The sequence below is a fragment of the Caulobacter sp. P4_E5 genome, assembly GCF_056401555.1.
In genome coordinates, this window is sequence record NZ_JBFUJD010000077.1 from 1 (window position 1) to 15600 (window position 15600).

Sequence of the window (15600 nt, forward strand, 5' to 3'; positions counted from 1 at the left end):
GCGCTGTCGGTTCACGCCAAAGCTTCGTGAAATCGGTTCGCGCCGAGCGGAATACTGAATGACAGCGTTATCATTCACTGAAGCTTCCCAAATTGTGGGACGTTTGCGGGCGCCGCCCCGCAGTTCACGCCTTCCGACAAGGGCGCGCGCCTCGGCGCTGTTGGCGCGCGAGTGGTTAGGCCAGGGCGCTCGCGGTCGAAATTGACCTCGGCCTCTTGAGAAAATCAACATGACCAATTGAGGGTTTAATGGAACCCGCCGGGTCAAGCTGGGGCGGCTCGTTATGCGTTGTAAATAAACAGCTTTCTTGTCAGATGTCCCGGCAGAATTATCACGGAACGCTCGTTCATATATAAAAATTGGTGAAACCAAACTTGCGGAGTGCCGCACCTTAACCGGTTGACTTGTGCGGGACAAATCGGTTCTGTGCCCTCAAATAGTTAGGTCGGCGACGGCGTGGCCGAGGCTGGGTGTCCTGTGAAGGCCTCGAGACGCCTACCGCGTAGGGGCGATCAGCGGCAGCTTCGATCAGTGTTTGCGAGCGTAATTCGCGAACAGATTCGATGGGGTAGGAAGTGACGAAGAAGAACGATCCAATTGGCGAGGTCGCCAATGTAATCGTCGACCGCGCTCGACTTGCACGTTGGACGGTGCTGTCGGGCGTGATCGCGCTGGCGCTGGCGCCGGGTTTCGTCCATGCCGCGGTGATCGGAAAGAACGAGCCCGCCCGCTCATTGACGATCGAGCGGCTTTCGGAGCTGCCGGCGTCGCGGCGCGCGGCCTGGGCCGATTACATCAAGCGCTCGCAAGCCCAGATGCAGCGGGATCGCGCGGCTCTGGCGGCCGAACTCGCACCAGGACAGACGCCGCCGCCGCCGCCCGAGGCCGGCAGCGGCCACATGCCGCTCGACAAGGACGCGGCCTGGTACGCCAGTCCGGAAGCGCGCGCCATCGCCGACACCATCGTCAGCTTCCAGACCCCAGCCGGCGGGTGGAGCAAGAACCAGGATCGCACCAAGGCGCCGCGCCTGAAGGGCCAGCGGTTCGCCAACAACGCCGAGCATATGGCGCTCGACGACAGTTTCGATGCGCCGGTCGACCGGTTCTGGACCTTCGTGGGCACGCTCGACAACGGCGCGACCACCACCGAGATGCGGTTCCTGGCCAAGGTGCAGCAGCAATTGCCCGGCAAGGACGGCGACGCCTACCGCGCCAGCATCATCAAGGGCGTCAACTACCTCTTGGCCGCCCGGTATCCCAACGGCGGCTGGCCGCAGATCTATCCGATCGAAGGCGGCTTCCATGACGCGGTGACGTTCAACGACAACGCCGTGGCCGAGGCGGCGATGATCCTGGAGGATGTCGCCGAAGCCAAGGAAGGCTTCGCCTTCGCGCCGCCGGCCTTGCGCAAGATGGCCGGCGCGGCGTCGGCCCGGGCCATCCGGCCGATCCTCGACGCCCAGGTCGTCGTCGACGGCAAGAAGACCGTCTGGCCGCAGCAGGTCGATCCGTTGACGCTGAAGCCGAGCTCTGCGCGCGACTATGAGATGCGCTCGCTGGCCAGCGCCGAGAGCACCGACATCCTGCTGTTCCTGATGCGCCAGCCGAAGCCGACGCCCGAAGTGAAGGGCGCGGTCCATGCCGGGGTGGCCTGGCTCAAGGCTCACGCCGTCTACGGCAAGGCCTTCACCAAGGCCAGCGAGGACGAAGGCCGCAAGCTGATCGATCAGCCCGGCGCGGGCCCGATTTGGTCGCGCAATTACGACATTCGCACCGGTCAGCCGATCTTCGGCGACTGGGGCAAGACCATCCACGACGACGTGAATGAGATCTCCAAGGGGCGCCGCAACGGATACTCCTGGTATTCGGCCGGCCCGCAAAAGGCGGTGGACGCCTATGCACAATGGGCGCCGGCCAACCCTTAAAAGAACGACGACATACGCGGGCTGGCTAAGACAAAAACAATCAGCCGCCCGCGAGCCAACCCTCACATGAGCGAGGGCGGGCTGAGAAAAGACAAAAGACTAGGGCTGGAAATACCGGGGCAGGGAACCATGAAAATTTCGAACACTAAAGATGCGGTCGCCATGCGGCTGATGGTCGGCGCGTCGATCCTCGCGCTGGCCGCCGGGGCCGCGAGCGCCGTTCGCGCTCAGAGCGCCAGCGCCGAACCGACCGCCACCGCGCAGGTCGAAGAGATCGTCGTGGTCGGCGCGCGCAAGGCCGAGCAGTCGGCGATCCAGCGCAAGAAACGCGCGGCGACGAACCAGGACTCGATCGTCGCGGACGACATCGGCAACTTCCCCGACAAGAACGTCGGCGAAGCCGTCGCCCGTATCGCCGGCGTCGCGCTGGATATCGCCGACGATGGCCAGCAGGGCGGCTTCTCCATCCGCGGCCAGGGCGCGGATCTGGTGCGCGTCGAGGTCGACGGCATGTCGATGCTTTCAACAAGCGATCAAGGCGGCCGGGCCGTCACTGGCCTCGGCGACATGTCGTCGGACCTGATCAAGAGCGTGGACGTGATCAAGGGCCAAACCGCCGACATGACGCCCGGCGGCGTCGGCGGCACGGTGAAGATCGAACAGCGCAGCGGCCTGGATTTTTCCAAGCCSTTGGTCAAGCTGAACGTCCAGTATCAGAACAACTCGCTGGAAAAGAAGTGGTCACCGCGCATCAGCGCCTTCGCCACCCGTAAGTTCTTCGACGATCGCCTCGGGATCCTCGTCAACTTCACCTATGACGACGCGCGCACGGTCATCGACACCGCGCGGGTCTCGGACAAACAGGCCGGCTACATTCCGCTGGGCGACCACGACAACTCTCCGTCGAAGACCTTCACCACCCCGTACGATCCGATCGCGGCGGCCATCACCAGCAAGGCCGGCTGCGCGACCTTGCCAGCGCCGACGGGCACTCAGACAGACTCGCGCCTGAACTGCTACGCGCAGTTCGAGGACCTCGTCCCGTCGCTAGTGCGTTTCAGCCGGGGCGTCCGGATCGACAAGCGTTATTCGGCGCAATTCCGGGCCGACTTCCGGGTCAATGACGACCTGGTCGTCTTCGCCTCGTACAACCCCAACCTCAACTATCAGAACTCCGACTCCTTCAATCTCAGCGTCGCCAGCCCCACGGGGACGACCAGCACGGCTGGCGTCCTGACGACCAGCATGCGCAACGTCGTGGTCAATCCGAACCACTATGTGACGCAATACGACCTGATCCGGGGCAACGGCTCGACGACCCTGAACTGGACCTCGCAGGACCGCTATACCGAGCGGCGCGACCAGCAGCACTACCTGCAGGCCGGCGCGGACTTCAACAGGGGCAAGTGGATCGTCAAGGCCCGCGCGCAATACGGTCTGGCCAAGGGTACGCGTGAGGACGAGGCCTTCAGCTTCGTCGCCTCGATCCCGTCAGCGACGTTCAAGATGGTGCCGCAGAACGGCCTGTGGACCATGTCGGTCCCCTCGTCGGTCGATCTGACCAGTCCCGCCGCCTACTATCCCGTCCTGGGCGCCAATGGCCTGAGCGCCACCTCGCAGCTGGAATACACCCCGTTCGCGGACAAGAGCTCGGAGCTGAACTACCAGGTCGACGTCACGCGGGAGTTCGACCACTTCGGTCCCGTCCAGGACATCAAGTTCGGCCTTCAGCACCGGGACCATGACAACAACACCCGGCGGGAGGACAGTTTCGACCTCTCGCCGGGCGTGACCCTGTATCGTGCGCGGGCGCTGGATCTCGTCCAATACTGCGTCCCGTCCGCGGCCCCCGCCTCGGCGCCCTGCGTGTTCGGCACGGCCAATCGTCCCAGTACGACGGTCAAGGATCAGCAGTACCGCACCTACACCCTCACCCAGGACCAATATCAGTCGCTGATCAAGAACAGCCTGCAAGACGTTCCGGGCGGGCAGTTCTTCGGCGGCCTGCCGGGGCGCGGCAACCTGCTGGACACCTGGTCGGCCTACGACTTCCAGACCTTCTTCAAGGAGCTGGGGCAGTACGCCGACCTTAGCCGCCACAATCCCGACTGCCTCTACAGCTGCCTGGCCTCGGACGGGAAGACCTACAAGCGCCCGTCGTACTCGACCAACGAGAAGACCACCTCGGCCTACGCCATGATGGACTTCGAGACGCGCTTGGCCGGGATGCCGCTGATGGGCAACTTCGGGGTGCGCTACCAGCAGATCGAGGTGACGGCCCAGCCGTCGATCGTCATCAACAACCTGACGATCGACCCGGCGATCCTGGCGGACCTCAACGCCGGCCGGACCGTCGATCCGAATAAGGTGATCACCAGCACCTTCGTCTCGCGGCAGGTGAAAGACATCAACCGGAAGTCCACCGATTTCCTGCCCAGCTTAAACCTGGCGCTGTGGCCGATCGAGGATCAGTTCGTGGTGCGCTACTCGATCGCCAAGCAGCGGGCGCGGCCAAAAATGACGGAACTGACCGGCAACTCGGCGGCGACCTGCAGCAAGATGGACGCGACGACCCGCGCGGCCATCGAAAAGCTGATCAGCCAGTATCCCAGCCAGTTCAACGATCCGAGCACGAATGACGAGGACTCGGCCGGCCTGATCCGGGGCGACGCGGTCAATAACTGCACGAGCAAAATCGGCAATCCGGAGCTGAAGGGCTATGCCGCCACGACCCAGAACCTGTCGGCGGAATGGTATCCGAACCGCGACACCCAGCTGAGCGTGGGTCTCTTCGCGATCGACGTGAAGTCGGGCTATCCGGACACCACGAACATCAACGACTACGAGATCGACGGCGAGCTCTACAGCGTCACCACTTTCAAGGACGGCCCCAGCGGCCTGAAGCAGAAGGGGTTCGAGGTGGCCGGTCGGACCGCCTTCACCTTCCTGCCCTGGCGCTTGAAGTACACCGGCGCTGGCTTCAACTACGCTCGGAACAAATCGAACGAGACCAATACCCAGATCGACCTGATTACGGGCAAGGCCCTGCCGCCGTCCAAGCAGTCCGACTTCACCTACAACCTGAACCTCTGGTACGACGACGGCCGCCTGAACGCGCGCGTGGCCTATCAGCGCCGCGACCTCTACTACGACCGCACGGAATCGGCGGGCCTCAACCGCGTGCCGGCCATCAGTGGCGGGACCACGACGTCCTACTTCAAAATGGTCACGCCGATCTTCAAGATCGGCACCAAGTCGCTGGACGCGCGCGCCTCGTACAAGGTGACCAAGCGGATCCAGCTGTTCGCCGAGGGCAAGAACCTGCTCGACGACAGCCTCTCGCGCTTCACGCCGGATGAGTACCGCAACATCGGCAACGGCACGCCCTATGTCTTCGACACCACCTATATGGGCCGCCGCTACTATGTCGGCCTGATCGCCACGTTCTAAGCTGATCGGAGGGGTCCGGCCTCATCTGGGCCGGGCCCTTGGAGTACGAGCGACCATGCGGGCAACAGGGGCGTCACGCCGCGGAGTCCTGCTCGGCGCCAGCGCGCTGGGCCTGCTGACCGCCATGCCCGMAGGGGCGGCGRATTGGCCGGGGCTGGTGCAACTGGCCGCCGGGTTCGTCCAGCCGCCCGCCGACGCTCGACCCATGGCCCGCTGGTGGTGGTTCGGCGGCGCGGTCGAGGCCGACGAGATCGTCCGCGAGATCCAGGCGATGAAGGCCGGCGGCTTTGGCGGGTTCGAGATCCAGCCCGTCTATCCGCTGTCGCTGGACGATCCCAAGCTCGGCATCCGCAACAAGCCGTACCTGTCGAAGGACTTCCTCGACATGGTCTCGGTCGCGGCCCGGACGGGGCGCGAGGAGGGGATGCGGGCCGACCTGACCCTGGGCTCCGGCTGGCCCTTCGGCGGCCCGCACATCGGGCCCGAGGACGCCGCCTCGCGCGTCATCAAGCAGGATCTGCCCGCGCCCGCCGGGGTCGAGGCGGTCGAGCTGCCGGCGCTCCAGCCCGGCCAGCGCTATGTCGCCGCCTTCGTCGGTGTCTCGCCCGCCGACGCCAAGACTGTCGAAATCACCGGATCGCGCGCGGTGTTCGCCAAGGACTCGGCGGATCGGACGCTCTACCTGATCCTCCAGGCCCGCACCCGCCAGCAGGTCAAGCGCTCCACGGTCGGTTCCGAGGGCTTCGTGCTTGACCACCTGAGCGCCCGGGCCGTCCGAAAGCACCTCGACACCGTGGGCGAGCCGCTGCTGGCGGCGTTTGGCGACGCTCGTCCCCACGCGATCTTCAGCGACAGCCTCGAGGTCTACGGCGCCAACTGGACCGACGATCTGCTAGCCGAGTTCAAGGTGCGTCGCGGCTATGATCTGGCGCCGCATCTGCTGAGCCTGTTCCACGACGCCGAGCGCTCCGCCGGTGTCCGCTACGACTGGGGCCTGACCCTCTCGGAGCTGGTCAACGAGCGCTACCTGTCCCAGGTGAGCGCCTGGGCCAAGACTCGCCAGACCCTGTTCCGGTCGCAAACCTACGGCATCCCGGCCGTGACCCTGTCGTCCAACCGCCTGGTCGACCTGGCCGAGGGGGAGGGGGCCGACTGGCGTCTGGCGACCTCGACCCGCTGGGCCAGCTCGGCCAACCACCTGTACGGCCGGACGGTGACCTCGGCGGAGAGCTTCACCTGGCTGCACAAGGGCGCCTTCCGGGCCACGCCGCTCGACATCAAGGCCGAGGCCGACGTGCTGATGCTGCAGGGCGTCAACCAGTTCATCGTCCACGGTTGGCCCTATTCGCCGCCCAAGGTTCCCAAGCCCGGCTGGGCCCTCTACGCCGCCGCCGTGTTTAACGACCACAATCCTTGGTGGCCGGTGATGCGGGACGTGAACCTGTACCTTCAGCGCCTCAGCCATCTGCTGCGCCAGGGCGAGAACGTCGCCGACGTCGCTCTCTACATACCCACCGAGGACATCATGTCGGGCGCCAGGCCCGGCAAGGACGTTTCGATCAACGACGAGCTGCGCAAGACCTTCCCGGCCGCCATTCTCGATGGCCTGCTCGACGGCGGCTACAACTTCGACCTGATCGACGGCGACGCGGTGCTGCGTCGGGGCGTCCGCTACAAGGTCCTGCTGCTGCCGCATATCGAGCGGATCGCGCCGGACGTCTACGACCGTATCCGCGCCTTCGCGGCCGGCGGCGGTGTTGTCGTTTCGGTCGGCGCGCCGCCGTCCCAGGCCCCGGGCCTGAGGGACGCCGAAGCCCTGAGCCGACGCGTGGCGGACCTATCGGCGTCACTGTTTGGCGGAAAGGTCAAAAGCGCGGTCGTCACCGATGAAGTCGGGCTGGTCCGTACGCTTGGAAGTTTCCTGCCGCCCGACCTGGCCAGCGCGCCCAAGGGCGTCGGCTATGTCCACCGCCGCCTGGCGGGCGGGGACCTCTATTTCGTCGCCAACACCACCAACGCCCCGATCACCGCGCCATTTATCTTCGCCGCCTCCGATCAGGCCGGGCAGGCCTGGGATCCGGTGACGGGCGCGATCGACGGTTTCCAAGCGGGCGATCCGATCCGCCTCGCGCCGTTCGAGTCGCGGGTCTTTGTCTTCGGTCGTGACCTCGTCACGTCGAGCGCTCCGCGCCAAGCGTCCAGGACGGAGCGCGAGCTGCCCCTGTCCGGCGGCTGGCGTTTGAAGCTGGGGGACAGGCGGCGCGAGGTCCCGGTGCGGGCCTTCGGCTCGTGGACGGACGATCCGTCGATGCGGCACTATTCCGGCCAAGGAACCTACAGCCGCGACCTGGATCTGACGGCGGTGGATTTGGCTTCGCCCGCGATCGTCCTCGATCTTGGTCAGGGCGCCTCGGGCGTCGCGAACGAGCGCAAGGGACCCGGCTACTACGCTCAGTACGACGCGCCGGTCCGAGACGCGGCCGAGGTGTTCGTCAACGGCCAACGCGCCGGCGCCATCTGGTGCGCGCCGTTCCGGCTGGACCTGAAGCCCCTCCTGAAGCCCGGCCGCAACCGGCTGGAGATCCGCGTCTACAACACCGCGATCAACAGCCTGGCTGGCCGTCCGCCTACGGACTACACGGCCCTGCGCGCCGCCTATGGCGATCGCTTCCAGCCGCAGAACATGAGCGAGCTGACGCCGCTGCCCTCGGGCTTGCTCAACGCGCCGACACTTCGGTTCGGCCCAGCCTAGAGACGGGTGTCTCGAAGGCCGGGCGACACGACAGGTTAGGGAAGCGGCGCGATCGCCGGCTGGCCGTTGACCACGACCTTGTCGAAGGTCAGTCCCGTGACGCCCGAGGCCTCCAACGCGCCTTGCGCCAGCTGGAGATCGATGTCCTTGAACCGGAGGTCACGGATCGTGGTCTGTCCGGGGTTGGGGCGGATCGAGCCGAACGATCCGAACCGTCCCTTCAGGCCCGAGAACGTCACGTCGCGCACGGTCGACCGCGGCGGCGCATGGCCCTTCAGATCCTTGTACTGCGACCAGGGGGCGATGAAGACGATCCGACCGGCGGCGTTGTCGAACGTGACGCCGCGCACGTGGATGTCCTCGTAGAGCTGCGGGGTGTCGGGTCGCAACTTCAGCATCAGGAAGTTCATCTGGCCGGTGACGCGGCTGTTCTCGATGACCACGTCGCGCACGATCGTCGCTTCGCTGCCGCAGGAGAAGGCCTGATGGCCCCGCCGGAAGTGGCAGTTGCGGACGCGTATGTGCTCGACCGGCGGGCTGTCCTTATCCTCGAGCGCCAAGGGACCCTTCGAGCCCTTGGCGGCGATGCAATCGTCGGTCACCGAGAAATAGCAGCCGTCGATGGTCACGCGCTGGCAGCTGTCGAGGTCGACGCCATCGGTGCTCGGGGCCTGCTTGACGTCGTCGGGAACCTCGAAGCGGGCATTGCGAACCAGCACGTCCTGGCACTTGTAGAGATGCAGGTTCCAGAACTGGGAGTCCTTGAACGTCACTCCGTCGATGGTCACGCGCTTGGAGTTCTGGATCAGCGCCAGCCGAGCGCGATCAAGTCCCACATTGGGGAAGTTGGACGGATCGGGCGCGGCGGCGCGCAGCTTCCAGAACAGGTCCCAGATCGGGCGGCCCGAGCCGTCGAGGACACCTTCGCCGGTCAAGGAGAAGCCGTCACAGCCGTCGACATTGATCAAGGCCGGCGTGAAGCTCGCCTCGAAATGCCCCTCGATGCGCGTGCGCTGGCGGGGGAAGTTCGCCATGTCGGTCGTGCACTTCAGCACCGCGCCCTTGGCGAGATGCAGATTGACCCCGGGCTTGAAGAACAGCGCGCCGCTGACGAAGACGCCAGCGGGCGCCGTCACCGTGCCGCCGCCCCGCGCCGCGAGATGATCGATTGCCGACTGGATCGCCTGAGTGTTCAGGGTGGCCCCATCGGCCTTCGCGCCAAAAACGATGATCGACGCCGACCGCGTGCGCTTGGTGGAGGCCTGGGCGCGGACGGTCAACAACGGCGCGGCGATCAGCGAAGCGGTGACCCAACGGCGCGTTCGGCGATGGAGAGACATGGCTTGGCGTCCAATCAGAAAGCTCGAGAGCGACCGATCGGCGCTCCGGCACAGGTCAGATCTTCCAGCCCCAGCCAAGCTGGCGGCTGATCGTGTCGGCGCCTTCGATGACGTATCGGCCGGCTTGTTCCAAGCGCTCCGGAGTCATGTACTGCGGAATGCTGGAAAGGCTCAGGGCGGCGACGATCGCGCCGCTGGCGTCTCGAATGGGCGAGGCGATGCAGCATATGCGATCACCGTCCGCATCGACGTGTCGGGTGAAGCGGTCTTCGATCGCGGGCTTCAGTTCCTCGAGCGGGAAGTATTCGGCCCACACGTCCGCAGGCGCGTCCAGCAGCAGCGCGCGGCCCAGGGCCGTGTCCGCGACGCGGTTGCGATCGCCGATCCGATGGCGAACCACGACACGCCGGCGGCTGGCGGACCGGGCGATATAGACCACGTCGTCACCATCGCGGATGGCGAGATTGGTGGCGTCGTCCGTGCGCTGGCTGATGGCGTCCAGCGTCGGCTGCGCCACGGTCGCCAGATCGGTCGCCTCGTGCGCCAGGAAGCCCAGATCCATGAGCCTTGCCCCAAGCCGATAGCCTTTCCGATGGTCATGGCTCAGAAGTCGGCGTTCGACCAGGGCAGTAGCCAGGCGATGGACCGTGCTGCGGCTCAGCCCGAGCTGGCGCTCGAGGTCGGGCAGGCTGATCGGACCGCCGCGAACGGCGTCCAGAATATCCAAGGCCCGCGTGAGGGTCTGGCTGGACCGCTCCGGCTTGCCGGCCGCCTCGACGGGCGCGGAAACCTCTGGGACCGGGTCGACGGCAGGCGGGGCGATCGCAACTTGCATGGAAACCGGAAGCTGTCCGCGATCGTGCGCCGAAGCCGCCGATCGTTACTGTTGTCTGATGACCTGATGATTTTGACTTAACCGGTTAACTCGATTGCGTCAATTCTTCGAGGGGGAGCTAGGTCGCGGTGCGCGGCTTGACGGCGCAGACGATCTCCAGATCCAGGATCTGCTCCGTCGCGCCTTGAGTGTCCGCCAGCGCCGTGAAGGCCATGTCCGCGGCCGCCCGGCCCATTTCGACGGCGGGCTGAACGACGCAGATATATTGGATGTCCAGCAGATGGACGATGTCGCCCAGACCGAAGAAGATGATGACGATCTTGTTCAGGTGCTCGGGCGCGTGGACCTTCAGGGCGTGGATCGCGCCCAACGCCACGGGGAACGAGGCGCAGAACAGGGCGTCAGGTCGTTCCGACTGCGCCCACAGCTTCTGAAAGCCGTCGAACCCCGCCTGCTCGTCGAAACGACTTTCGATGATCCACTCGTTGCGCGGCGCGATACCGGCTTCCCGCAGCGCCGCCTCGTAGCCGGCGCGCCGGTCGCGGCCGATGTTGGTCACGCTCGAACCCGCTAGGTGAGCGACGCGCCGATAGCCGTGGGCGATGCTGGCGGCGACCGCGGCCTTCGCGCCGCCAAAGTCGTCCATCACCACGCGCTTCACGCCGCCAGTGTTGGTCGGCACGCGGTCGAAGAAGACAATGGGGACGCCATTGTCGGCCGCCGACCGACACAGCTGCTCGTCCAGCGCCCGGGTGTGTTCCGTCACCGAGATCAGAAGAGCGGCGGCGCGCATGGACAGGAAGGTTTCGACGTGCCGGCGCTCGACGATCGGATCTTCTCCGGAGATCCCCAGCACCATCTCGAAATCGCGCGCGGCCACCGCGCTGTTGATGCCCGCCAGCACCGCGGCGAAGAAGGTGTGCTGGACCTTGGGGATAACCACCCCGAAGACCTTGGATCCCGTCGTCAGCGACCGGGCGAGAAAGTTGGGCAGATAGCCCATCTCGTGGGCCGCCAGCTTCACGCGTTCGCGCGTCGATGGCGAAATATCGGGGGAGTCCCGCAACGCCTTCGAAATGGCCGCCTTGCTGAGCCCAAGGCGCGACGCGATGTCGCTCAGCCGAGGTGGTTGGCGTTTGCCTCCCTCCATGTCGTTCCGACTCCACTCCAGCCCACCGTAGGACACCAAGGTGGCATCGACGTCGCACCGTTCTGCGCCAAGTAACGGTGAAGGTCCATAAGTACGATGAATGACCGAGTTCCGAACCTTGACTTGAGTTCGGCAACGTATGGTTTAGGCGATGGCTACGGATCGAGAGATGGCGTCGACCTTCTTGCGAGCCGAGATATTGCGAACGCGCCAGGATTGTCGGGTCGGCGAGGTCCCTAGGGCTGATTGACGCCCAGCGGGCGTTCCTCGGCCGCGATAATACTGCGTGGGACCTTGAACGCACTTTCCCGCATGGGCTCGCGGGGATCGTAGGGCGGCAGATCATCCACGATGGCGCGGGCGATCGGAGCCTTGGCGTCGCGCAGGCCCTGGACAACGATCTTGGCCAGCTCGTAGGCGCCATAGGGCCCGTGATGCGAGCCGTCCTTCACGGAGAAGTCGGCGTTGTGCATGAAGAGGGCGTCGACGCTCGTCGGGCCCATGGCCTCGTAGAGCGCCTTGCTCTGGGCGTGGAGATCGATCAGCAGCGCGCCCGATTCTGCGGCGGCCTCGCGCGCCAGCTGCGGAAATGGGCCCGCGGTGTCCACCGCCTGATCGCCGTCGAATCTGTTGCGGAACATCGGGGTCACGATCACCGGCGTGGCGCCCTTGGCCTTTACCCGCTGCGCCCACGCCACCAAGTTGGCCTTGAACTTCTGCTGCGCGTCGGGGTCTTTGGACTTCTGATCGTTGTGACCGAACTGGACGAGGAAATAGTCGCCGGGCCGGATCTGCGCGGCGATCTTCTCGAACCGGTTGGCGATGACCGCCGAGAAGGTGGACTCGCCCGACTCGGCGTGGTTGGCGACCGCCACCGACGGCTTGAAGAAGCGCGGCAGCATCTGGCCCCAGGACGCGTAGGGCTCGCCCGGTTGATCCGCCACCGTCGAGTCGCCCAGGACATAGATCGTCGGCACGTCCACCGGCTCGATCTTCAAAGCCCGCACCGCCGGCGTCCCGTCGAACTCGAGCGTCAGACGATCGTCCCAGGCCCGCGCCTCCTGCACGGCCTCGCGCGGCTTCAGTTTCACCGCGCCGCCGGGATAGGCCGGCGTACGAATATTGACGATGAAGGTTCTCGTCGCAGATCGGCCCGCCCGAACCGCGATCCGTTCGAGCATCAGACGTCTCAGCTCGACCTTGACGGTGGTGTCCGAGGCCGTGTCGCCGCCGAATGTGACCGTCACCTTGTAGTTGCCCTCGGGGACCGCGACCGAGAAGAGGAAGGGAGTCTTGCCGGCGCTATGGGACTCGACGACGGGCATCGCGCCCTCGACCCCAAAGCCCGTCTGAGCCGAATAGGCCACGGCCCCCGAGCTGGCGTGACGGGGCGCAGGATCGGTTCCAAAGGCGACATCGAGACGGGGTGATGGGGTTTGGGGCGCGGCCGCCAAGAGCGCGGCGAGCAGGAGCGGTCCGGCGGCAAGCATCTGTTCGATCGATTCTCACGGGCGATAGAACCCGTCCACCGAATGTCAGGTTCTGGGGACCGCGCCAAGGGCGGCGCTCGCGTGGGTCTCCACGGCCCATTGCGTCTCACGGAGAAAAGTCATGACGCCGTTCGACGTGATGCTTTACACCTAAGGCCGATCTGGATCGCTGTTGGCGTTTAGGGGAGTTCCTCAAGCGCGAGCTCGACGAACGCCAAGCCCCTCATCGTGAGCACTCCGCTGAATAGACCGCCTTCCGGGAAGACGCGCCGTCCTCCCGCCCAGCCGAAACCCAAGGCCTCTGACACCCCTATCGACCTGACGCCCGACGAGATCGAGCAGGCGCGGTCTTGGGTGCTGTACGAGGATGAGGCGATCATTGTGCTGGACAAGCCGGCGGGCCTCTCCAGCCAGGGCGGCCGGATCAAGGCCCATACGCTGGACGACCTGCTGTGGGCGTTCGCGCGGCCGGGCCGGTCCCGGCCTCGGCTGATCCACCGCCTGGACCGCGACACCTCCGGTGTAATCCTGACAGCCAAGACCAAGCCGGGCGCGGCCTTCCTGGGCGAGGCCTTGATGGCCAAGCGGTTCCGCAAAAGCTACCTGGCCATTGTCGCGCCGGGCGCACCCGAGCCGAAGGGCGGCATGATCGACAGCCCGCTGCGCCGGGAGTCGATCGGCCGCGAGGCCTATATGCGGGTCTGCGCGCCCGACCATCCGGACGCCGAGACCGCCCGCAGCCGCTATCGCACCCTGGCCCACAACGCCACGGCGGCGCTGGTCGAGCTGTCGCCCGACACCGGCCGCATGCACCAGCTGCGAGTTCATATGGCTTCGATTGGTCGGCCGCTGGCCGGCGACAGCCGCTATGGCGGGGCGCTGATGCTGGGCGGCGTGGCCGTGCCGCGCCTGATGCTGCACGCCGCCCGCCTGACCTTCCCGCACCCGCTGGGCGGCGAGCGCAAGGTCATGGCCCCGCTTCCGACCGATTTCGTGATGATGCTCAAGGCCTTGGACCTGCCGGTTCCGGAACAGCCCGGTTCCGAGGCCGTTGAACAGGTCTGAAGAGGCACGCCATGAAGATCGCCAAATCCCTGATCGCCCCCATCGTCGCCATCGGCCTTTCGGGCCTGTTGCTGGCCGGCTGCGCCACCGCCCCGACCGTCTATCGCGCCCAGCAAGGCGCCCCCAACGACGTCGGCTATTCCGAATATCGCCTGGAAGCCGGGCGCTATCGCGTCACCTTCCAGGGCGGCCCCGGCGCGCCGGAGGCCCAGGTCGCCGACTACGCCCTGCTGCGCGCGGCCGAGCTGGCCTTGCGGGACGGCTACGACTGGTTCCGGATCGCCGACCGCGCGACCACGGCCAGCGGCTACGATCGCGGTCCCCGGATGTCCGTCGGCGGCGGCTCGGCCAGTTTCGGCCGCCATACCGGCGTCGGACTGGGCGTCGGCACCAGCTTCAACCTCGGCCCGGGTCCGGCCTATTCCCGCTCGATCGAGGTGGTGTTCGGCAAGGGATCGGTTCCCAAGGACCGCGACGCCTATGACGCGCATGAGGTGGTCAAGAACGTAGGGTACGGACGGCAGCGGACCTAGGCTAAGGGCCCGCCACGCGGTCATTTCACCTTGAGGACGACCTTGCCCCTGGCCCGCCCGGACTCGACATAGGCCATCGCCTCGTTGAGCGCCTGGAACGGGAAGATGCGATCCACGACGGGCCGGATGACCCCGGCCTCGATCAAGGTGGTGATTTGGCTGAGCTGCTGACCATCGGCGCGCATGAACAGGAACGCGTAGCTGGCCTGCCGCGCCTTGGCCTTCTTGCGGATGCCGCGGCTCAGGAACCCCATGACCAGTTGGAGGACCCCATTGAGGCCCGCCTCCTTGGCGTACCGAGGGTCGGGCGGACCCGAGATCGAAATCAGCTGGCCGCCGGGCTTGAGCACGCCCAGCGACTTCTCGAGCGTCTGGCCATCCAGGCTGTTGAGCACGACGTCGTAGCCGGACAGGACCTTCTCGAAGTCGTCCTTCTTGTAGTCGACGACCACATCGGCCCCGAGGCTCTTGACCAGTCCGACATTGGCCGTGCTGGTGGTCGTGGCGACCGAGGCGCCGAGATGCTTGGCCAGTTGGATGGCGAAGACGCCGACGCCGCCGGATCCCGCCTGGATCAGCACCTTCTGACCCTTCTGGAGCTTGGCGCGCTCGACCAACACCTGCCAGGCCGTCAGGCCGACCAAGGGAATGGAGGCGGCTTCCTCCATGCTGAGATTCCGGGGCTTCAGCGCCGCGTCCGCTTCATGGATGGCGATGAGCTCGGCGAACGTCCCGATCTGGCCATCTCGCGGCCGGGCATAGATCTCGTCGCCCGGCTTGAAGCCGCGAACCTTGGCGCCGACGCGAACGACCTTGCCAGCCACGTCGTGACCCAGGATGAAGGGCGGACGATAGGGCAGGATCGGCTTGAACTCGCCATTGCGGATTTTCGAGTCCAGCAGGTTGAGCGCGGCCGCGTAAACCTCGACCAGGATGTCGTCCTCCCCGAGTTTCGGCTCGGGCGCGTCACCCAGGCGGAGAGCGGCGCTCTTGCCATATCGATCGAGGATGAAGGCCTTCATGGTGGACAGTGCTCCAATCGCCGCCGTCGCCGGCCAAT

10 protein-coding genes are annotated in these 15600 nt (G+C 65.9%); 5 read left to right on the forward strand and 5 right to left on the reverse strand.

Going from position 1 to position 15600, the window contains the following annotated elements:
* Window positions 1-575 precede the first annotated feature (575 nt).
* From pelA to AC1DSO_RS19955, 3 genes are all read left to right on the forward strand, one after another.
* Window positions 576-1925, forward strand: coding sequence for a pectate lyase (gene pelA, locus AC1DSO_RS19945; protein ID WP_477070466.1), 1350 nt, complete (start codon window positions 576-578; stop codon window positions 1923-1925).
* 129 nt (window positions 1926-2054) lie between these two features.
* Window positions 2055-5375: a TonB-dependent receptor gene (locus AC1DSO_RS19950; protein WP_477070467.1), complete on the forward strand. Its 3321-nt coding sequence runs from the start codon at window positions 2055-2057 to the stop codon at window positions 5373-5375.
* 55 nt (window positions 5376-5430) lie between these two features.
* Window positions 5431-8127 carry a glycosyl hydrolase gene (locus tag AC1DSO_RS19955; RefSeq protein ID WP_477070468.1) on the forward strand — a complete coding sequence of 899 codons (2697 nt, stop codon included), beginning with the start codon at window positions 5431-5433 and terminating at the stop codon, window positions 8125-8127.
* 35 nt (window positions 8128-8162) lie between these two features.
* Here the strand turns inward: AC1DSO_RS19955 and AC1DSO_RS19960 are convergent, their stop codons facing one another.
* The 4 genes from AC1DSO_RS19960 to AC1DSO_RS19975 all read right to left on the reverse strand — a co-directional run bounded on the left by AC1DSO_RS19960 (window position 8163) and on the right by AC1DSO_RS19975 (window position 12819).
* Window positions 8163-9467: a glycoside hydrolase family 28 protein gene (locus AC1DSO_RS19960; protein ID WP_477070469.1), complete on the reverse strand. Its 1305-nt coding sequence runs from the start codon at window positions 9465-9467 to the stop codon at window positions 8163-8165.
* A gap of 55 nt (window positions 9468-9522) precedes the next feature.
* Window positions 9523-10302, reverse strand: coding sequence for an IclR family transcriptional regulator (locus tag AC1DSO_RS19965; RefSeq protein WP_477070470.1), 780 nt, complete (start codon window positions 10300-10302; stop codon window positions 9523-9525).
* A 118-nt stretch (window positions 10303-10420) separates the two neighbouring features.
* On the reverse strand, window positions 10421-11452 hold the full coding sequence (locus tag AC1DSO_RS19970; protein ID WP_477070471.1) for a LacI family DNA-binding transcriptional regulator: 1032 nt from the start codon (window positions 11450-11452) through the stop codon (window positions 10421-10423).
* A 236-nt stretch (window positions 11453-11688) separates the two neighbouring features.
* The gene (locus tag AC1DSO_RS19975; RefSeq protein WP_477070472.1) at window positions 11689-12819 is read right to left on the reverse strand and encodes a rhamnogalacturonan acetylesterase; all 1131 of its coding nucleotides are present in this window, start codon (window positions 12817-12819) and stop codon (window positions 11689-11691) included.
* Between the two features lie 363 nt (window positions 12820-13182).
* Here AC1DSO_RS19975 and AC1DSO_RS19980 point away from each other — a divergent pair, with 363 nt between their 5' ends.
* Together AC1DSO_RS19980 and AC1DSO_RS19985 are read left to right on the forward strand one after the other, a co-directional pair.
* Window positions 13183-14007 carry an RluA family pseudouridine synthase gene (locus AC1DSO_RS19980; protein ID WP_477070484.1) on the forward strand — a complete coding sequence of 275 codons (825 nt, stop codon included), beginning with the start codon at window positions 13183-13185 and terminating at the stop codon, window positions 14005-14007.
* 11 nt (window positions 14008-14018) lie between these two features.
* Entirely contained in the window at window positions 14019-14540 is a 522-nt protein-coding gene (locus AC1DSO_RS19985; protein ID WP_477070473.1) for a CC0125/CC1285 family lipoprotein, read from the forward strand.
* Between the two features lie 20 nt (window positions 14541-14560).
* On the opposite strand, the gene AC1DSO_RS19990 is transcribed toward AC1DSO_RS19985, so the two are convergent.
* Window positions 14561-15562, reverse strand: coding sequence for an NADP-dependent oxidoreductase (locus tag AC1DSO_RS19990; RefSeq protein WP_477070474.1), 1002 nt, complete (start codon window positions 15560-15562; stop codon window positions 14561-14563).
* Window positions 15563-15600 lie beyond the last annotated feature (38 nt).

Excerpts from the sequence above, each read along its gene's own strand:
- AC1DSO_RS19965 (WP_477070470.1), bottom strand. The coding sequence starts at position 10,302 with ATGCAAGTTGCGATCGCCCCGCCTGCCGTCGACCCGGTCCCAGAGGTT.
- AC1DSO_RS19990 (WP_477070474.1), bottom strand. The coding sequence starts at position 15,562 with ATGAAGGCCTTCATCCTCGATCGATATGGCAAGAGCGCCGCTCTCCGC.
- AC1DSO_RS19960 (WP_477070469.1), bottom strand. The coding sequence starts at position 9,467 with ATGTCTCTCCATCGCCGAACGCGCCGTTGGGTCACCGCTTCGCTGATC.
- AC1DSO_RS19985 (WP_477070473.1), top strand. The coding sequence starts at position 14,019 with ATGAAGATCGCCAAATCCCTGATCGCCCCCATCGTCGCCATCGGCCTT.
- AC1DSO_RS19970 (WP_477070471.1), bottom strand. The coding sequence starts at position 11,452 with ATGGAGGGAGGCAAACGCCAACCACCTCGGCTGAGCGACATCGCGTCG.